Here is an 18779-nt window from a genome sequence, read left to right as displayed (position 1 = left end):
TTGCCTAATGTTCGGTGCATGACGGTCGACCGGTTGTTGCCTTCCGCTGACGCAGAGGACCTGATCGCGCTCACCCGCGACATCGCCGACAAGGTGCTCGACCCGATCGTCGACGACCACGAGAGCGCCGAACGCTATCCCGAAGGCGTGATGGCTCAGTTGGGCGCAGCCGGCCTGCTGAGCCTGCCGCAGCCCGAGGAATGGGGTGGCGGCGGCCAACCCTACGAGGTGTACCTCCAGGTGCTCGAGGAACTTGCGGCGCGCTGGGCGGCGGTCGCGGTCGCGGTGAGCGTGCACAGCCTGTCGTCGCATCCGCTGCTGGGATTCGGCACCGACGAGCAGAAGCGGCGATGGCTCCCCAGGATGCTCTCGGGAGAGCAGATCGGCGCCTACAGCCTGTCCGAGCCGCAGGCGGGTTCCGACGCGGCGGCGCTGCGGTGCGCCGCGGTCAGAACCGAAGGCGGCTATACACTCAACGGCTCCAAGTCCTGGATCACCCACGGCGGGCGCGCCGACTTCTACACCCTGTTCGCCCGGACAGGCGAAGGGTCGCGGGGTATTTCGTGCTTCCTCGTGCCCGGTGATCTGCCCGGGCTCACCTTCGGCAAGCCCGAGGAGAAGATGGGCCTGCACGCCATCCCGACCACCTCGGCGTTCTACCAGGACGCTCACATCGATGCGGACCGATTGATCGGCGAGGAGGGCCAGGGTTTGCAGATCGCTTTCTCCGCACTGGATTCCGGGCGGTTGGGCATCGCCGCGGTCGCGACCGGACTGGCGCAGGCCGCCCTCGACGAGGCCGTCGCCTACGCCAACGAGCGAACCACGTTCGGGCGCAAGATCATCGATCATCAGGGCCTGGGATTCCTGTTGGCTGACATGGCGGCCGCGACCGCCAGCGCGCGTGCGACGTATCTGGACGCGGCGCGACGGCGTGATCTGGGCCGACCCTACTCCCAACAGGCGAGCGTGGCCAAACTCATCGCCACTGACGCCGCGATGCAGGTCACCACCGACGCCGTGCAGGTGTTCGGGGGCGCGGGCTACACCCGCGATTACCGAGTCGAGCGATACATGCGCGAAGCGAAGATCACCCAGATCTTCGAGGGCACCAACCAGATTCAGCGCCTCGTCATCGCCCGCGGGCTCACTTCTTGACCGCAGGCTCCGGCGGCGAAGTGACCGTGACCTGCGTTCCGTAGCCGTCCTCGGAGCTCACCTGCATCGACCCGCCCATCGCACCGAACCGGGCCAGCAGCGAGCCCAACCCGATATGGCCGTCTGCGACGTACTGTTCGAGCATCGACGGGTCGAATCCCTTGCCGTCGTCGGTCACGGTCAACACGATTCGGTCCCCACGGCGTGACAGGCCGACCCGCACCGCGGTCGCGCCGGCGTGCTTGTGGATGTTGGCAAGCAGTTCCCGCGCCGCCCGGTACAGCAGCTGCTGCGACTCGGGCTTGCCGACATCGTCGAGATCCGCATCGACGACGTAGTTGCCGCGGGACTCGAACTGCCGCAACAACTCTCGCACCGCAGGGGTCAGCCCGAGCTGAGCGAGGACCTGCGGGTGCAGTTCGGTCACCGTCGAGCGCAGCGCGGCAGCGGTCTGCTGCAGCGCGGTGTGCACCGCGTCGAGCGCGGGATCGCCGGCGCGTTCACGGACCTCGTCGAGGTCCAAGTGCGCCGCAAGCAGTGTCTGCAGGGGTCCGTCGTGCAGATGCTCGGCGACCTCTCGGTTGTGCCGCTCGTCGGCCTGCATCGCTTCGGACACCAACTGGCGCCGCACCTCCTGCAGGCGCAGCACGCGCGCTTGGCGGCGCACCAGCACCGCACAGAGCGCGGTCGTCGCCGCGGCGGACCACAGCAGGAAGCCGAACTGCGTGTAGACGACATCCGGCAGGCCGACCGAATCGTCGCGTTTGGAGTAGACGATCCACACCGCCAGATATGCGATCGCCGTACCGGTTCCGAGCAGCGCGGTCAACGTCGGCCGGTCCTGGAACGCCACCGCGATCGGCAGCAGGAAGAACACCGGCAGCAACGCCGCGGTCGCGCCCCCGGACACCAGGCATAAGACGACGATGACGAGGACGTCGACCCCGGTCGACGCCCAGTCCGCCCACCGGGGCACCGGTCCGCGAAGAACCATCACCAGCCACAGCACTGCGGCGGTCGCCCAGACCCCCAGCACAGCGGCGTAGAAGCCGGGTAGCCAGTGGTCGACGTCCCAGATCCACACCAATGCGCCGACGAGCGCGATCAGCGGCAGCCGTAGAACCGCGGTGACGCGCACAGGTTCTGCGGCGAAGAAGCTTGCGATGCGGTCCATTTAGTTCAACAGCTTGCGGCGCATCGCCTCGGCGACGGCGGCGCCACGGTCGTTGACGCCGAGCTTCTCGTAGAGCCGCTGGACGTGGGTCTTCACGGTCGATGGGGCCAGATACAGCTGCTTGGCCATCGCCGGAATGCTGGTGCCGGACGCGATCAGGTTGAGCACCTCGCGTTCTCGCGAGCTGAGCACTGGGCCTTCGGGCTCGGCGCGCTTGCGGATCTCGCCGGCCAATCCGGCGGCCAGCCGCGGCGCGACCACGTCGCGACCCTTGGCGCAGTCGAGAACCGCAGCCACGAGTTCGGAGCGGGTCGACTCCTTGGGCAGAAATCCCGCCGCGCCGTTCTGCAGCGCTTGGTAGACGATCGCCGACTCGTCGTGCGCCGAGACGAGCAGCACCCGGGTGGGTAGTTCGTCGCGCAACACCGCGGCGGCCACCTCGGCGCCGTCCATCCCGGGCATCCGGTAGTCGAGCAGCGCGACCTGCGGCGTGTGCGAGCGGATCGCAGCGAGCGCCGTCATCCCGTCGTCGGCCTCGGCCACCACCTCGATCTGACCGCTGGAGACCAGCGCACGGACCACGCCGTCGCGAAACATCGGGTGGTCATCACCCACCACCACCCGCACCTTTTCGCTGGTGAAGCCCGTCGCCACGCATTTCAGCTTGGCATAGCGGCCGCCTCGTTTCCGCCGATTGGGGGACACCGGATTCATCCGGTTCGACCACCGTTCGCCCGACATACAGCGCGCCTGGGCTGCACCAGTCTTGAGTCATCGCCGAGACAGACCGGCGGACGGAACAACAAACAACTGCCACAGGAGAATTCGAAATGACCACCAACACCACTCGCCGCGTCGCTCGCCACTTCGCACTGCCGATCGTCGCAGCCGGGATCGTCGCTGGGGCGCTCGGTTTCGCCGGTGCCGCGAACGCCGGCACCTACTCGCCCGACAACACGCCGCGGCCGGGAATCGTCGCGGCGCCGTCCCACACGGCTCCATCGGGTCAGTCGGGATCACGTGGCCACCGCGTCGACCACCTGCAGATCGTGCAGCCGAGCTGGCACCCCTGATTCTCTACGGACAGCAAAGAGCGGGGCACCACAGGTGCCCCGCTCTTGTGCTTGGTTCCTAAACCGCGGTCAGTACGTCGGCGGTCTGCAACGCCTGAGCGACGCCGGAGACGATCGCTGCCAGGCGGATCGCCTCGAAAATCGCCGTCCGCGACACCTCGGCGTCACGGAGCGTCTTCTCGTGCGCCGCCACGCAGTTGCCGCATCCGTTGATCGCCGACGCCGCCAACGACCACAGCTCGAAGTGCTCCTTCGCGACACCGGGGTTGCCGATGATGTTCATCCGCAGGCCCGCCCGGAGATCGTCATAGGCGCCGTCGAGCTGGCCCTTGGTGCGGTAGAACACGTTGTTCATCCCCATGATCGCGGCCGCGCCGAGGGCCGCGTTGTAGGCCTCCTCGCTGAGGACGTCGAGTGCGTCCTCGGCGATCTCGCGCAGCAGCCGCTCGGACTTGGTCGCGGCGGCGGTCGCCACCAACGCGCCCCATAGCTGTTCTTCGGACAGCTCGGTGGTCCTGACGATGCTGCCGAAGTTCAGCTTCAGATCCTTGGCGTATTCGGGCAGCGCTTCCTTGATGTTGTCGATGCTCACGGTCACACCGCCTCGGCCAGCAGCTCGGCCGGCTTGATCGTGGGATCGCCCTTCTTCCAGTTGCATGCGCACAGCTCGTCGGACTGCAGCGCGTCGAGCACCCGCAGCACCTCGTCGACATTGCGGCCCACGGACCCGGCGGTCACCGACACGAACTGGATCTCGTTGTTGGGGTCGACGATGAAGGTCGCCCGGTCGGCGACACCGTCGTCGTTGAGCACGCCGGTGGCCAGCGCCAGCTCACGCTTGAGGTCGGAAGCCATCGGGAACGGCAGCTTCTTGAGGTCATCGTGCTGGGCGCGCCACTGGAAGTGAACGAACTCGTTGTCGACGGACACCCCGATCACCTTCGCGTCGCGGTCCTCGAAATCATCGTTGAGCTTGCCGAACGCCGCGATCTCCGTCGGGCACACGAAGGTGAAGTCCTTGGGCCAGAAGAAGACGATCCGCCACTTGCCCTCGTTGTCCTCGCTGGTCACGCGGGTGAAGTAGTCGTCGGGTTGCTTGGCATCGACCTCGGACAGATCACCGCCGACCACCGCCGCCATGTCGTAGCTGGGGAATTGGTCACCGATCGTCAACAATGCCATCGCTAGTACACCATCCTTGTCGTTTAGTTTGGATTCAGTCCAATTCTGCGCGTCTTGGCCTGCGAAGACAAGCCCAACGAACGTGATTGTGGCCACACGTCGCTACGAAATAGGTTCGCTTTCAGCCTATTTCGTCGAGCCGCCAAGGCGTTGCTACCGTAGGGGAGGTGTCCGACATCAGCGAGAACGACCCCATCGAAGATGTCGCCCCTGGCGACGTCGTCCTCGTCGACCGCGGCGACGCAGAGCCCGTCCCGTGCAAGGTGGTCCACAAGGACGGCGCCGACGGCGGCTGCCTGGTCACCTACGAGGTCGACGCCGGCACGACGTTTCAAGTCGAGTACCCGGCCGGCGCCCTCGTCACCCGTTCCCTCGAGGCGAAATGGGAGTCCGGGCAAAGCCCGACGCAGCACAAGCCGGTCTGACGGGGTGACATATCGTGGCTGGCATGGACTTCGCGCTGTCGGCCAAGGCTAAGGACTACCACAACCGCCTGACCGCTTTCATGACGGAGTTCGTCTTTCCCGCGGAGGCTGATTACCACCGCTACCGCGAGGAGGCCGGGCCCAAGGACCACACCGTCCCGCCGGTAGTCGAGGACCTCAAGAAGATCGCCAGGGAACGGGGGCTGTGGAACCTGTTCCTGCCCGCCGAGTCCGGTTTGACCAACCTCGAGTATGCCCAGCTGGCCGAGCTGACGGGCTGGAGCATGGAGATCGCGCCGGAGGCCACCAACTGCGCGGCGCCCGACACCGGAAACATGGAAACGCTGCATCTGTTCGCCAACGAGGCCCAGCGCAAGCAATGGCTCGAACCGCTGCTGGCGGGCGAGATCCGCAGCGCCTTCGCGATGACCGAACCGGCGGTCGCCTCCTCGGACGCCCGCAACATCGAGACCACGATGCTGCGCGACGGGGACGACTACGTCATCAACGGGCGTAAGTGGTGGATCACCGGGGCCGCCGACCCGCGCTGCAAGATCATGATCGTGATGGGCCGGACCAACCCCGACGCGGCCAGCCACCAGCAACAGTCGATGATCCTGGTGCCCACCGACACCCCGGGCGTGGACATCCAGCGATCGCTGCCGGTGTTCGGCTGGCAGGATCAGCACGGGCACTGCGAGATCGTCTTCGACAACGTCCGGGTGCCCACGGCGAACCTGCTGCACGAAGAGGGCAGCGGGTTCGCGATCGCCCAGGCTCGGCTGGGCCCGGGCCGCATCCACCACTGCATGCGGGCGCTGGGCGCGGCCGAGCGTGCACTGGCACTGATGATCGACCGGGTGCAGAAGCGGGTGGCGTTCGGCAAGCCGCTGGCCGAACAGGGCGTGGTGCGCGAGTCGATCGCCAAGTCGCGAAACGAGCTCGACCAGGCCCGGCTGCTCTGCCACAAGGCAGCGTGGACCATCGACCAGCACGGCAACAAGAGCAAAGACACCCAGGTGCAGGTGGCCCAGATCAAGGCCGTCGCTCCGCAGGTGGCGTGCGATGTGATCGACCGCGCCATCCAGGTGCACGGCGGGGCGGGTGTCAGCGACGACTTCCCGCTGGCCCGGCTGTACAGCTGGCACCGCGCGATGCGGCTGTTCGACGGGCCCGATGAGGTGCACATGCGCACCATTGCGCGAGCCGAATTGGGCAGGGAGAAAAGCGCTCTCGCTTCGGCGGCGAGCCGCCAATCGGATCATGCGGCGAGCCGCCAATCGGATCATGCGGCGAGCCGCCAATCGGATCATGCGGCGACCGGAGGGGCCGGGTAGGTGCCCGGCAACCCTGACGCCCTGTCGGGGGCGTGGAACTTCCGCGACATCGCCGAGGAGACCGGGATCGCGCCGGGACGGTTCTTCCGGTCCAGCGAGCTGAGCGGACTCGATGACACCGGCCGCGACCTACTGCGTCGACTCGGCATCACCGATGTCGCCGACCTGCGCTCGGAACGCGAGGTCGAGCGTCGGGGGCCGGGGCAGGTGCCCGAGGGCGTCGCGATCCACCGGTTGCCGTTCCACGAGTTGGCCAAGCCCGGGGCCGAGGCGCCCCACGAGCAGAGCTTCCAGCGCATGATGTCCGAAAAGCCCGACGACGAGGACGTCACCGTCGCCGCGAGCCGGTTCATGGTCGAGGAGTACCAGCGGTTCCCGACACTGCCGGGCGCACATCTTGCTGTGCGGCAAGTCATTTCAATGTTGGCCGGCCAGCGCCCGGTCATTACCCACTGCTTCGCCGGCAAAGACCGCACCGGGTTCACGGTCGCGACGGTACTCGAGGCGGTCGGCGTGGATCGCGACGCGATCGTGTCCGATTTTCTTCGCAGCAATGAGGCGGTGTCCCGTCTTCGCGACAGCATCCTCTCCTCGATCCGCGACAGGTCCGAGAACAGCACCGACGAGATCGTCACGTTCGCCGAGGCGCGACTCACGGAGGAGGTGCTCGGCGTGCGCGAAGAGTACCTGGAGACCGCTCGCCGCTCGATCGTAAAGAACTACGGCTCGCTGCGCGGCTATCTCGGGGCCGTCGGAGTGCGGGACGACCAGGTGCGACGGCTGCGCGTCCAACTCCTGACCTGACGGCCGACTACGTCGAGCCCTTCTCGTCCTCGTACTTCTTGGTCATGTGGTCGATCGCGTTGAGCTGTGTCTGGGCCAGGTCTTCGCGCACATCGCGGGCCCGCGCCGCGGCGTCCAGCGTCGGCTGGGCCTGGCCCTGGAAGTGCGGGATGACCTCGGCGGCGAACAACTCCGCGGAGCGTCTGGTGGCCGCCGGGTTGGCCCATTCGTGGCCCATCTGCAGCATGCACCCGAAGCCGCCGGACTGGTCCCATAGCCGCTGCACCTGCGCGCGGGCCCGTTCGGGCGTACCGATGACGCCGGCGCCCGCGTTGTTGATGATGTCGATCATGTCGTCGATGCGGTCGCCGGGAATGGTCATCTGCGGGAACGCCGCGACCTTCTGGAAGTACTCGAACCACGGCTCGATACCGAAGCGGACGTCGGCGCGCGCCTGCTCGTCGGTCTCGGCGATGTGCATGGGGCAGACCAGCGACCAGTTTCTTCGGTCGACGGTGGTGCCGAACGCGGCCGCGCGTTCTTCGGCGATGCCCCAGTGGTGTGCGAGCGCGTCGAAGCCCTCGACGACGAGCGTCGCGCCGATCGACAGCAGGCCGATGCCGTGCTTACCCGCGAGCCGCGCCCCGGTCGGCGAAGCCACCGCGGCGACGGCCAGCGGGATGCCGCCCTCCGAATAGGGCGCGAGTTGCAGCCGCGCATCGAACAATTCGTGTGTGGGAGTCTTGGCCGAGACGGTCTGCCCGGCGAGCAGCCGGACGACGATGTCGAGGTTGGTCTCCAGCAGTTCGCGGGTGTCGGTGGGCGTCAGGCCGATCATCGCCGAGTCGGTGGGAAGCGAGCCGGGTCCCATGCCGCCGATGATCCGGCCGTGCGTGAGGTGGTCGAGCAGCATCAACCGATCGGCCGTCCACAGCGGGTTGTGGTACGCCAGCGAGATGACACCGGTGCCGAACCGGATCCGCTTGGCGCGCTGGGCGGCCGCGGCGATGAACACCTCCGGCGAGCTGATGATCTCGCTGCCCGCCGAGTGGTGTTCGCCGATCCAGGCCTCGTCGAAGCCGAGCGCGTCGAGGTGCTCGACGAGTTCCAGGTCGCGCTGGATTGCAAGCGTCGGGTTGGTCCCGGCACGGTGAAACGGTGCGATGAAGTATCCGAAGCGCAACTTGGCCATTCCTGAAACGTAGCCAGTGCGCGGCGCCTTGTAGCGCTATTGCGTCAGGTAGACCCCGCCGACCCAGGCGACGGTGGCGAGCAGCGCGCCGACCAGTTCGACTCCAACCGACAACGCGACGCCCTTCAGCGCATGTTTCGTCGATGCCCACGCGATACGCTGATCATGCCGGTTGGCCAGTTCGGCCAGGTAGATGCCCAGCACGAAGCCGATCGGCAACCCGAGAACGGGGATCACGAAGAAGCCGATCACCCCGAGCGCCGCGCCGGCGACCAGGCTCCAGGTGCGCACGTCCGCTGCGCGCATCCGCCGCACCGGCCACGTGTACTTGATCAGCGTGGCCGCACCGAGCACCACGGTCGCCACGCCGAGCGTCGCCCAGGCCGTGAGGCTGTTCTCCTGGCTTTCGTAAACGGCCCATACCGTGATCGCCCCGAACACCAGCAAGACACCGGGCAGCACCGGGACGACGATTCCGACGATGCCGACCGCGATGGCCAGCGCGACAAGCACGATCCCGCCCGCGCTCATGCGTCGAATCTACTTGTCACGGGCGCCGGCCCCGGACCCACTGGATGCTGCGCAGGGTTTTGCTGCCCACACCGGCGAAACCGTGTTGCTCGAACAGGTCGCCGAGATCGTCTTCGCCGAAGAAGTGTGCCCCGCCGCTCGACAGCAGCCGAAGGGGCGGCGGCACGTTGCCCACCGTGGGCACCATGATCGCGATGCGGCCGCCGGGCCGCAGCACCCGAAACATCTCCGCGACCGCAGCCGACGGCTCCGGAATCAGTTGCAGCACCGCCAGTGACGTCACCGCGTCGAAGGTCGCTTCCCGGAACGGCAGCCGCTGGGCGTCCGCTCGCAGGAACCCGATGTTCGGCGCCGTCTGTGCGCTGACCGCACGGGCCAGCATCGGTTCGGAGATGTCGATACCCAGAGCCAGCCCGTCCGGTCCCACGGCGCGCGCCAGCGCTGCGGTCACGTTGCCGGGTCCGCTTCCGACGTCGAGCGCGACCCCGCCGGCTGCGATGTCGAGCCAGTCGATCGGCAGCTGCCACGCACCGACGAACCGGCGGGCGAAGGCCTGTGCGTGGTCGTAGAACATCGACCCTGGTCCAGAGGCCCATACGGTCTGGATGAAGCCCGTGTTCTTCGGCGGCGCATGGCTGGGCGAGTCGTCGAGTACGTCCAGGTAGCCGTTGCTGACGTCGGGATGCGATGGCGGTTCGGTGAAGAGTTCGAGTGCCCGCTTCAGTGCCGGCGGCACCTGCGCGCTCAGTTGATCGGTCACCCTTCCACGTTACGCCTGGCGTTCAAGCGCCCAGCTGGTCGGCCAGGTCACCGAAATCGGCTGCCATGACGTCGAATTCGCCGTCCTCAATTTTCGACGGGCGGCGCCTGCCACGGCCGTTCTCCAGCGGACGGTCGACATGGGCGGTCATCAGCCCCGCTCGCTTCCCCCCTCGCAGGTCACTGGCGTGGGCGGCCACCAGCATCAGCTCGCCGGGTGCCACGTCGAGCAGTTCGGCGCAGCCGAGGTAGGACTCGACGTCGGGCTTGTAGTGGCGGAACAACTCGGCCGAGATCACGCAGTCCCACGGCAGGCCTGCCCTTTTCGCCATGTTCGTGAGCAGCGAGACGTTTCCGTTGGACAGCGTTGTGATGACGAAGCGTGACTTCAGCCGGGTGAGGCCCTCGACGGAATCCGGCCACGGGTCGAGTCGATGCCAGGCTCGGTTGAGATGGTCGACGGCCTCGTCGGGAACCGTGATACTCATCTGCTCGAGCAGCCCGAGCAGGATCATCCGGTGGAGGCCGTCGATGTTGGTCCACGGGAGCTCACCGCGGCGCACCCGGTCCATCGCGGGTGGGTAGCCGGCGCGCCAGTCATCGGCGAACGCGGCCCAATCCGCCGCCACGCCATGGGTACGGCCGAACTGCTCGAGCTCGCGGATGATGCTCGAGCGCCAGTCGACCACGGTGCCGAAGACGTCGAACGCCAGTGCTTTCGGCACTTACGGCTCCAGCACGACCTTGCCGAGCACGCCGCCGTCGGCCAGGGTCTGCAGGGCCTTTGCGCCCTCGGCCAGCGGGAAGCGCATCGGGGGCGGTGGCCGCAGGCCGGCTTTGACCAGTTGCGCGACGCCGAACTCGAACACCGACTGCGATCCCGGCCGGCGGTTGACGTATTCGCCGTAGCCGACCCCGATGACCGCGACGTTGCGTAGCAGTAGCCGGTTCACCTTGACGGTCGGAATCCCGCCCGCCGCAAAGCCGATGACCAACAGCCGGCCCTCCACTGCGAGCGCACGGATCGCGTCGTCGAACGCGTCACCGCCGATCGGATCGACCACCAGATCGACGCCGCGGCCGTCCGTCGCCTCCTGCACGGCCTTCAACCAGCCCTCGGTCAGTGGCAGCACCACATCGGCGCCCAGCGACTCGACGAACTCGATGGCATGCGGTCTGTGCACCATCGCGATCACCCTGGCGCCCAACGCTTTCGCGATCTGCACCGCGGCGGTGCCCACTCCGCCCGCCGACCCGAGTACCAGCACCGTCTCACCGGGCCGCAGCGCACCGCGCTTGGCCAATGCGAAGTACATCGTCTGGTAGTTGCCCAGCAGTGCAACGGATTCCGCGTCGCTCAGGTCGTCCGGAGTGGGCATCAAGTTGTCCGGTGTGACCGCCACCCGCTGCGCCCACGCCCCGAGCGCCGACAGCGCGGTCACCCGTTGACCGGCTTTGAACTCCGACTCGTACGGCGCCGACCGCACCACCCCGGCGACCTCCATGCCGGGGACGAACGGCGGATCGAGTCGCAGTTGGTACTCGCCGCGCAGCAGCAACAGATCGGGGAAGCTCACCCCGGCGGCACCGACGTCGACCACGACGGCGTCGTCGCCGGCGACGTCGGCAGGGTCTTTCAGGTCGGTGTAGACCAGTCCGGCCGGTCCGGTGAGCTCCTGCGCGACAAGCGCTTTCATCCAGGACTCAGCCGAGGCTGAAGGTGGCGCGCTGAGCCGCCGACAGATCGGTGATCTCGCCCCACTTGGCGGCGATGTCGTCGACCGACGGAACCTCGGAGAAGGTGACGCCCTCATTCTGGAACAGTGCCGTGCGCTGCACCTTGCCGCCACCGACGATGAAAACCGAAGCCGTGTCCGGCAGTTCCTCGGTCATCAAGTAGGCCACCACGGGCGCAACATATTCCGGCGTCAGCTTCTCGAAGACCTCCGGCGGCAGAATGTCCTGCGTCATCCGGGTCGCCGCGATCGGCGCGACCGCGTTGGTCTTGATGTTGTACTTCGCGCCCTCCTGCGCCAACGTGTTGATCAGCCCGACGAGGCCGAGTTTGGCGGCGCCGTAGTTGGCCTGACCGAAGTTGCCGAACAGACCGCTGGTCGACGTCGCGACGACGACCCGGCCGAAGTTGTTCTCCCGGAAGTGCGGCCACGCCGCGCGGATCACGTTGTAGCCGCCGTACAGGTGCACCTTCAGCACGGCGTCCCAATTGGCGAACTCCATCTTGTGGAACGTGCCGTCGCGCAGGATGCCCGCGTTGGAGACCACGCCGTCGACCTTGCCGAACTCGTCGAGCGCGGTCTTGATGATGTTCTCGGCGCCCTCGGGCTCGGCGACGCTGTCGTAGTTCGCCACCGCGCGGCCGCCCGCGTTTTTGATCTCCTTGACGACCTCATCGGCCATGTTGTGCCCGGCACCGGTGCCGTCACGCGAACCGCCGAGGTCGTTGACGACGACGCTGGCGCCCTCCTTGGCGAGCGTCAACGCGTACTCGCGCCCCAGTCCGCCGCCGGCTCCGGTGACGACGATGACGCGATCCTGCACTCCTGGCATGGGGTTCCTTTCTAGAACAACCGTCTGGCGAGCTTGAATGCCTTCTCTGTATACGGGGGATAGATGAAGGCGCCGATGTCGGGTCGGGTCGGCTTGGTCATCACGGTCTTGCGGTGGCTGAACGTCTCGAAGCCGAACTTGCCGTGGTAGGCGCCCATACCGGACGGGCCGACGCCGCCGAACGGCAGCTTGCTGGTCGCGAAGTGGAACAGCAGGTGGTTGACCACCATGCCGCCCGCGGGGATCTCCTTGACCACCCGTTCACGGATACTCTTGGTCTTGGTGAACAGGTAGGCCGCCAGCGGCTTGGGTCGAGAGTTCACGAAAGTGATTGCATCATCGAGGGATTGGACCGTGATGACCGGCAGGATCGGCCCGAAGATCTCGTCGGTCATCAGCGGTTCGGCCGGATCGGGGTCGACGACGACAGTGGGGTGGAGGTGCATGTCCTTCGCCTCGGACTTGCCTCCGACTGCGACGTCGCCCTTGGTCGCCGCCAGCGCCGCGGTCAGCCGGTCGTAGTGGCGCTGGTTGACGATCCGCATCCCCTGGGGGTGGTCGACCTCGTATGTCGAGATGGCCTCGGCGATCTTGCCGACCAACTGGTCGCGGATCTTCGCGTCGGCCAACACGTAGTCGGGCGCGATGCAGATCTGGCCGGAGTTGATCAGCTTCGTCCACGCGATGCGCTTGGCCGCGACATCGATGTCGGCGTCGGCGGCGACGATCACCGGGCTCTTACCACCGAGTTCCAGCGTGACGGGGGTCAGATGCGGGGCCGCCCCCTCGTAGACCTTGCGCCCGATCTCCGTACCGCCGGTGTACAGCAGGTAGTCGAAGCCCTGCGCGATCAGTTCCTGGCTGACGCTGCCGTCGCCCTCGACCACCGCGACCGCATCGCTGTCGAGGTACTTCGGCACCAACTGCGCCATCAGCGCCGACGACGCCGGCGCCACCTCGGACGGCTTGAGGACCACGGTGTTGCCGGCGGCGATCGCACCGACGGCGGGCCCCAGCGTCAACGCGAACGGGAAATTCCACGCGCCGATGATCAGCACGGTGCCGAACGGCTCGTATTCGATCCAGCCGAGGCCGGGCAGCTGCGACATCTCGAGCATCCGGTAGCGCCGGCGCGCCCACTTGCGCACGTTCTTGGCGGCGTCCTTGGCCTCACCGGCGACGCTGGCGATGTCGGCCAACCAGGCCTCGAACGGTTTGCGGCCGAGATCCTGCTCGAGTGCGGCGGCGATCGCCTGCTCGTTCTCGACGACTAGCCGCTCCATCGCTTTCAGCTGCTGTCTGCGCCAGTCGATGCTCTTGGTGCGTCCGCTATTGAAGGTGTCGCGCAGTCGGCGGACGACGCGCGGGATGTCTTCGGCGCCTTGCGACGGTTCGGCGATATCGGTGGTGGTATCGGTGCTGGCATCGGTGGTCATGGTGGGAGTCCTTCCTGACCCGAGGATGCCTCGATCCTAACCAACCGGTTGGGCCCAGAAGGCCTGACCTCCGGTTCGGCACCTTGACTTCCGCGAGTGACCGTGTCTGTATCTCGACACGCCGTGAGTCAACGTACAAACGCGGTCAGTCGCGGTTAGATCTCAGTCCTTCTCCGCGATGACGAACTCCGAGAAGCCGCCGTCGTTCGAGTACTCGGCCGGCAGCACCCAGCGTCCCAGGCGGCGCATCTCTTGCTGTGAGGCCACCGCACTCGGTCGCCAGCCGTGCGCGTCGAGCCACTCGGCGACGTCCGCGCGGTCCGGGTCGTTGTACATCAGCTCCGCGACGTCGACGGAGTCCTCCATCCCGAACTGCGCGCGGACGCGCTCGAACCGTTCCCGCATCTGCGCGCGACGTTCCTCGGCCTGCACCCCGACCGTCTCCACCGACACGCGACTGCCCGATGTACTGAGCGCGGTGATCTGCTCGAAGAGTCGGTCCTGGGCGTCGGCGGGCAGATACATCAACAGGCCTTCGGCCAGCCAGGCGGTCGGCGAACCGGGATCGAAACCGGCCTCCCGCAGCGCCGCCGGCCAGTCGTGGCGCAGGTCGACGGCCACCGCGATACGGTCGGCCGTCGGCGGCGCGCCGCGTTCGGCCAGCCGGGTGGCCTTGTACTGCAGCACCTGGGGCTGATCGATCTCGTACACCGTCGTGCCCGCCGGCCACCGCAGGCGGTACGCGCGAGAGTCGAGCCCGGAGGCGAGGATGACGATCTGCCGAATGCCGGCGGCCGAGGCGGCGGCGAAGTAGGCGTCGAAGAAATGTGTGCGCACGGCCTGGTAGTTGCCCATGTGCTCGAAGATCGCGGCGACGTCGGGATCGGCCTCGGCGACCTTCGCGCCGACTTCGGGGTCGAGCATGACGTCCCAGACGCCCCCACCGGCCCCCGCGACCAGCAGTTTGGCGAACGGATCACGAATCAGCGCGTCGTCCCGCTCGGTCTCGGCGGCGCGGGCGGCAGCCACCATGACGGCGGTCGAACCGACGCTGGTCGCGATGTCCCAGGTGTCATCTTCGGTGCGCAACGAACTCACGGGAACCATCCTAGCCGAAGAACTTAGGCTAGCTATCGGAGCTGTTCAGGACCGCAGTCGCCCGAGGTTGCTACCGATCACCAGCTCGAACTGCCGCACCACTGCTTTGAGCCCCTCGTGGCTGCCGACGAAGCCCGCATAGAAGCCCATCCCCCACATCACCGCGACAAGCATCTCGACGAGCGAGTCGACCTCGGTCTCGGTGGCGAGTTCACCGCGCTCGACCGCTTCGTTGACGGCCCACGCCACGAAGTCGCGGGAGTGCTTGAGCGAGTCGTGCTTCTCGTCGCCGAGCTCCGGATGGCGCTGGGCCTCCAGCACCGACGTCACCAGAAATGCTGCCGCCGAACGATCTTCGGAATCCGCCTGCATCGCCGCGGTGAAGTACGCGGACAACCTGGCGAGGAAGGCCGTCTCGCCTTCGGCACGCGCCCGGCCCGCGCTAACTATCGCGGCGTTGGTCTGCTCGACGACTTCCCGCCACAACACTTGTTTGTTCGCGAAATAGTGGTTGATCGCCGGCCGCGTCAGATCCGCGCGGATCGCGATCGCCTGGAACGTGGCAGCGTCGTAGCCGAGTTCGCTGAAAACTGCGCGAGCGGCTCCTATGATGCGCTCCCGCGTCTCGGCGGCCTTCGCTGCGGGGGGGCGGCCAGGACCTCTTTTCGCCGTATGCGGCACGGTCAAATTGTGCCACACGTCACCTACGTCCTCCGACACCTTCCATCGGGAGTGACAGCCGCGGGCCATGTCAGCAAACTGCCGGTCAGCCGGCACGGATCAGCCCTAGAGAATCGGTGCCGCGAAGAACTAGTGTCGCGGTGATGGGCAGCGTCGCATCGGCGGGACGGTTACTTCGACGTGCCGTACGAGGTACTGCAGAACACGCAACAGGCGCGGCTTTTCGCGTCGGTTCCCGACGGTGAGTAGCGCGGGCCACGGGCTTGTCGCTCGCTGAGGTCGCCATCCCGGTGTGGCGCCGCGCGGTCAACCGCCTCCGCCGGCGCGATCCCGAATTTGACGCGCTACGCCGCGCGACCCGCGCGGCCATCGTGCTCCCGGTCGCGGCCGCGGTGAGCTTCGCGGTCGGCGGTGGCTCGCAGACGCCGATGTTCACGATCTTCGGTTCGGTCGCCGTGCTGATCCTGGTGGACTTCCCCGGCAACCGGCCGGCGCGGGCGTTGGCCTACTTCGGCCTCGCGTTCAACGGCGCCGTCCTGATCACACTCGGCACCCTAATCGCGCCGCATCCGTGGCTGAGCGTCGCGGTGATGTTCGCCCTCGGGGTGGTGGTGAGCTTCGCCGGGGTGCTCAGCGAGATCATCGCCGCCGGACAGCGCGCCACGCTGCTGACGTTCGTGCTGCCCGCCTGTACACCGGTGGGGCCCGTACCCGATCGGTTGCTCGGCTGGCTCATCGCGCTGGCGGTATGCGTGCCCGCTGCGCTGTTCGTCCTGCCGCCGCGCCACCACGACGAGTTGCGTGGCCACGCGGCACGGGTGTGCAATCGGCTGGCCGACTGCCTGGCGGGCACCACCCCGGCGAAGAACGTCACCCGGGCGATGAACCAGTTGTGGGAGACGTTCCTGGGGGCAGACTTTCGTCCGGTCGCACTGACGGCAGGCAGCCGGGCCCTGGTCCGGGTGGTCGACGACCTCGGCTGGCTGGCCGACCGGGTCGCCGACGACACCGGCCGACTGCTCGCCGATATGAAGAACCCGCTGATCCGGGTGCTGCGGGATTCGGCTGCGCTGTTGCAGATCTCCGACTCCTCGGCACGCAGCGCCCGCAGCGCAGACCTCGACGAGGCGCTGGCCGAACAGCGCGTCATCGCCCAGGGCCGCTACCGCGAAGACATCGTCGAGATCCTCGGCTCGTCGGACGACGCGGATGCGATCGCCGTGGGCCGGAAGCTGTTGGGACGGCGGACGTTTTCCGCGACGGTCGGCGTGACCGGACGCGTCATCCGCAACGCCGCAGCCGCCGACGCGCGTCCGGTGTGGGCGCGTGTGTTGGGTCGTCGCCTACCCAAGACCGGCACCGCCGACTGGGTGATGCCGGAGACCACGGCCGTCGCCGCGATCACACGCGGGTTCCTCGCCACCCGTGCGGTGGTGCTGCGCAACAGCCTTCGCACCGGTCTCGGCTTGGCGATGGCGGTCGCGGTCACCCACCTCTTCCCTCTTGAACACGGCTTCTGGGTGGTGCTGGGTGCGATGTCGGTGCTGCGCAGTAGCGCGCTGACCACCGGCACGCGGATGGTGCGCGCCGTGGCGGGCACGGTGATCGGATTTCTGCTGGGCGTCGGGCTCATCGAACTGGTCGGTGTCGACCCGGTCGTCATGTGGATGCTCCTGCCGGTCGTGGCCTTCGGGTCGGCGTTCGTGCCCGAGGTTGCGTCGTTCATCGCCGGCCAGGCCGCGTTCACGATGATGGTGCTGATCATCTTCAACGTCATCGCGCCGACCGGTTGGAGTGTCGGGCTGATCCGAGTCGAAGACGTCGCCGTCGGCGCCCTCGTCGGGGTGATGGTGTCTGTGCTGTTGTGGCCGCGCGGCACGCGAACCCGGTTGTGGCAGGCCATCGGGGACGCGTTCGCCATCGGCGCGACGTTCCTCAAGGCGGCTGTGCGGAGGGTGACCAGCGGTGCGTCCGAGGATATTTCCGACCGAGTGGTCACGCTGAGCCAGGAGGCGCTCCGGGCATCCCGAACTGTGGATGATGCGGTGCGCCAGTTCCTTTCGGAGGGCAGCGGCCCCACCGATATCCGCGGGCCGGCGGTGCGATCGGCGAACCGGGCAGTCAGGATACGGGCCGCCGCGGAGCTGATCGCGGACGTCGTTCCCCCGCCGCACGGGGTCTACCCGAGGACCCGGGCGGTGCTCGAAGCGCACGCGGAAGCCATCTGCGGGAAAGCCACCGGCGCGCCCGCCGATCCGCTCCCGCCGGTCAGCGACGAGTTCGTGATGGCCCTGCGCGCCGAGGCGGCGAATGACGACCTCGCGGTCGCAGCGGCGCTGCCGCTGGTGGCCGTTGCGGCGCAGCTCGGCGCGTTGGAGTTGCTCTACCCGAAACCCACACCCGCTAAATCGGTTAAGGGCGGTGGGGCATAAGGGCATTCGGCGGGATAGTGCCGAACTTGCCGGCCTGATAGTCCTCGAGTGCCTGGATCAGTTCGGCCTTGTTGGTCATGACGAACGGACCGTACTGGTACACCGGTTCGCGAATCGGCAGGCCGCCGAGGATCAGCACTTCGAGCGCCGGGCGATGTGCATCCTGGCTGCCGCGCGCCGCCACCTTGATGCGGTCCCCCGGTCCGAGCACGGCGAGCTGTCCCTGGTGGATGGGATGCGCGGCCGGACCTACCGTTCCGCGTCCGGACAACGCGTAGACGAGCGCATTGAAGTCCCGTCGCCACGGGATGTCGAGTTGCGCGCCCGGCTGAATCGTCGCATGCGCCAACGTGATCGGAGTGTAGGTGGTTCCCGGCCCCAGGTGCCCGTCGAGGTTGCCGGCGATGATGCGCACCAGCGCCCCGCCGTCATCGGACGAAAGCAGCCTGACCTGATTGCCCTCGATGGCTTGGTATCTCGGGGTGGCGAACTTGTCTTTGCGCGGGAGGTTCACCCACAGCTGGATGCCGTGGAACAGGCCACCGCTTTCGACGAGTTCGGCGGGCGGCGTCTCGATGTGCAGGATGCCGGAACCGGCGGTCATCCACTGCGTGGCCCCGTCGGTGATCAGGCCGCCGCCGCCGTGCGAGTCCTGGTGCGCGAATCGGCCGTCGATCATGTAGGTGACGGTCTCGAAACCGCGGTGCGGATGCCAGTCGGTGCCCCGCGGGTCGCCGGGTTCGTAGTCCACCTCGCCCATCTGGTCCATATGGACGAATGGGTCGAGTTCGGCGGCAGGGACGCCTGCGAAGGCGCGCACCACCGGGAAGCCCTCCCCTTCGAACCCGCGCGGCCCAGTGGTGATCGACCGGACGGGCCGGTCGGTGTCCGACGGTGCGGGTGCGGCGATGCGACGGAGGGTGAGGGTGTCGGCAGTGATAGCGGGCATG

Annotated in this window: 20 protein-coding genes; 6 read left to right on the top strand and 14 right to left on the bottom strand. The window is 67.4% G+C overall.

The genetic code is table 11. From position 1 onward, the window contains the following. The first annotated feature begins 18 nt into the window (after positions 1-18). Positions 19-1158: an acyl-CoA dehydrogenase family protein gene (locus QGN32_RS12150; RefSeq protein ID WP_326548801.1), complete on the top strand. Its 1140-nt coding sequence runs from the start codon at positions 19-21 to the stop codon at positions 1156-1158. Here QGN32_RS12150 and QGN32_RS12145 read toward each other — a convergent pair. Together QGN32_RS12145 and QGN32_RS12140 are read right to left on the bottom strand one after the other, a co-directional pair. Continuing rightward, entirely contained in the window at positions 1148-2332 is a 1185-nt protein-coding gene (locus QGN32_RS12145) for a sensor histidine kinase (protein WP_326548800.1), read from the bottom strand. The two genes, QGN32_RS12150 and QGN32_RS12145, sit on opposite strands and share 11 nt — an antisense overlap. Further along, a complete protein-coding gene (locus QGN32_RS12140; RefSeq protein ID WP_326549036.1) occupies positions 2333-2929 on the bottom strand; it encodes a response regulator in 597 nt (198 codons plus the stop codon). Positions 2930-3162: 233 nt separating this feature from the next. On the opposite strand from QGN32_RS12140, the gene QGN32_RS12135 reads away from it, so the two are divergent. Beyond that, on the top strand, positions 3163-3405 hold the full coding sequence (locus tag QGN32_RS12135) for a hypothetical protein (protein WP_326548799.1): 243 nt from the start codon (positions 3163-3165) through the stop codon (positions 3403-3405). 58 nt (positions 3406-3463) lie between these two features. Here the strand turns inward: QGN32_RS12135 and ahpD are convergent, their stop codons facing one another. Then, positions 3464-3997: an alkyl hydroperoxide reductase AhpD gene (gene ahpD, locus QGN32_RS12130; RefSeq protein WP_326548798.1), complete on the bottom strand. Its 534-nt coding sequence runs from the start codon at positions 3995-3997 to the stop codon at positions 3464-3466. Between the two features lie 2 nt (positions 3998-3999). Then, positions 4000-4587 (bottom strand): peroxiredoxin, encoded by a 588-nt coding sequence (locus tag QGN32_RS12125; RefSeq protein WP_326548797.1) that lies wholly within the window; start codon positions 4585-4587, stop codon positions 4000-4002. A gap of 167 nt (positions 4588-4754) precedes the next feature. Here QGN32_RS12125 and QGN32_RS12120 point away from each other — a divergent pair, with 167 nt between their 5' ends. The 3 genes from QGN32_RS12120 to QGN32_RS12110 are packed head-to-tail and all read left to right on the top strand — an operon-like array spanning position 4755 to position 7153. After that, the gene (locus QGN32_RS12120) at positions 4755-5012 is read left to right on the top strand and encodes a hypothetical protein (protein ID WP_326548796.1); all 258 of its coding nucleotides are present in this window, start codon (positions 4755-4757) and stop codon (positions 5010-5012) included. A gap of 23 nt (positions 5013-5035) precedes the next feature. Then, complete coding sequence (locus QGN32_RS12115) at positions 5036-6349, top strand: acyl-CoA dehydrogenase family protein (RefSeq protein ID WP_326548795.1); 1314 nt, start codon at positions 5036-5038, stop codon at positions 6347-6349. After that, on the top strand, positions 6350-7153 hold the full coding sequence (locus tag QGN32_RS12110; protein ID WP_326548794.1) for a tyrosine-protein phosphatase: 804 nt from the start codon (positions 6350-6352) through the stop codon (positions 7151-7153). 7 nt (positions 7154-7160) lie between these two features. Here QGN32_RS12110 and QGN32_RS12105 read toward each other — a convergent pair whose 3' ends face one another. From QGN32_RS12105 to QGN32_RS12065, 9 genes are all read right to left on the bottom strand, one after another. Further along, positions 7161-8324 carry an LLM class flavin-dependent oxidoreductase gene (locus QGN32_RS12105; RefSeq protein ID WP_326548793.1) on the bottom strand — a complete coding sequence of 388 codons (1164 nt, stop codon included), beginning with the start codon at positions 8322-8324 and terminating at the stop codon, positions 7161-7163. 36 nt (positions 8325-8360) lie between these two features. Beyond that, positions 8361-8855, bottom strand: a complete 495-nt coding sequence (locus QGN32_RS12100; protein WP_326548792.1) for a DUF456 domain-containing protein — start codon at positions 8853-8855, stop codon at positions 8361-8363. Between the two features lie 16 nt (positions 8856-8871). After that, positions 8872-9615 carry a methyltransferase domain-containing protein gene (locus QGN32_RS12095; RefSeq protein ID WP_326548791.1) on the bottom strand — a complete coding sequence of 248 codons (744 nt, stop codon included), beginning with the start codon at positions 9613-9615 and terminating at the stop codon, positions 8872-8874. Between the two features lie 22 nt (positions 9616-9637). After that, the gene (locus QGN32_RS12090; protein WP_326548790.1) at positions 9638-10339 is read right to left on the bottom strand and encodes a haloacid dehalogenase type II; all 702 of its coding nucleotides are present in this window, start codon (positions 10337-10339) and stop codon (positions 9638-9640) included. Then, positions 10340-11311 (bottom strand): NADPH:quinone oxidoreductase family protein, encoded by a 972-nt coding sequence (locus QGN32_RS12085; protein ID WP_326548789.1) that lies wholly within the window; start codon positions 11309-11311, stop codon positions 10340-10342. It lies immediately after the preceding gene. Positions 11312-11318: 7 nt separating this feature from the next. Continuing rightward, positions 11319-12182: an SDR family oxidoreductase gene (locus QGN32_RS12080; protein WP_326548788.1), complete on the bottom strand. Its 864-nt coding sequence runs from the start codon at positions 12180-12182 to the stop codon at positions 11319-11321. Between the two features lie 11 nt (positions 12183-12193). Next, complete coding sequence (locus QGN32_RS12075; RefSeq protein WP_326548787.1) at positions 12194-13618, bottom strand: aldehyde dehydrogenase family protein; 1425 nt, start codon at positions 13616-13618, stop codon at positions 12194-12196. A gap of 162 nt (positions 13619-13780) precedes the next feature. After that, positions 13781-14716: an SAM-dependent methyltransferase gene (locus QGN32_RS12070; RefSeq protein WP_326548786.1), complete on the bottom strand. Its 936-nt coding sequence runs from the start codon at positions 14714-14716 to the stop codon at positions 13781-13783. A gap of 45 nt (positions 14717-14761) precedes the next feature. Next, positions 14762-15397, bottom strand: a complete 636-nt coding sequence (locus QGN32_RS12065; protein ID WP_326548785.1) for a TetR/AcrR family transcriptional regulator — start codon at positions 15395-15397, stop codon at positions 14762-14764. Positions 15398-15660: 263 nt separating this feature from the next. Here QGN32_RS12065 and QGN32_RS12060 point away from each other — a divergent pair, with 263 nt between their 5' ends. Then, complete coding sequence (locus tag QGN32_RS12060; protein ID WP_326548784.1) at positions 15661-17829, top strand: FUSC family protein; 2169 nt, start codon at positions 15661-15663, stop codon at positions 17827-17829. Here QGN32_RS12060 and QGN32_RS12055 read toward each other — a convergent pair. Further along, positions 17810-18778, bottom strand: coding sequence for a pirin family protein (locus QGN32_RS12055; protein ID WP_326548783.1), 969 nt, complete (start codon positions 18776-18778; stop codon positions 17810-17812). The genes QGN32_RS12060 and QGN32_RS12055 overlap by 20 nt on opposite strands. Between the last annotated feature and the right edge of the window lies 1 nt (position 18779).

The organism is Mycolicibacterium sp. ND9-15 (genome assembly GCF_035918395.1).
In the GTDB taxonomy this organism is placed as follows: domain Bacteria; phylum Actinomycetota; class Actinomycetes; order Mycobacteriales; family Mycobacteriaceae; genus Mycobacterium.
This window is presented reverse-complemented; position numbering and strand designations above follow the sequence as displayed.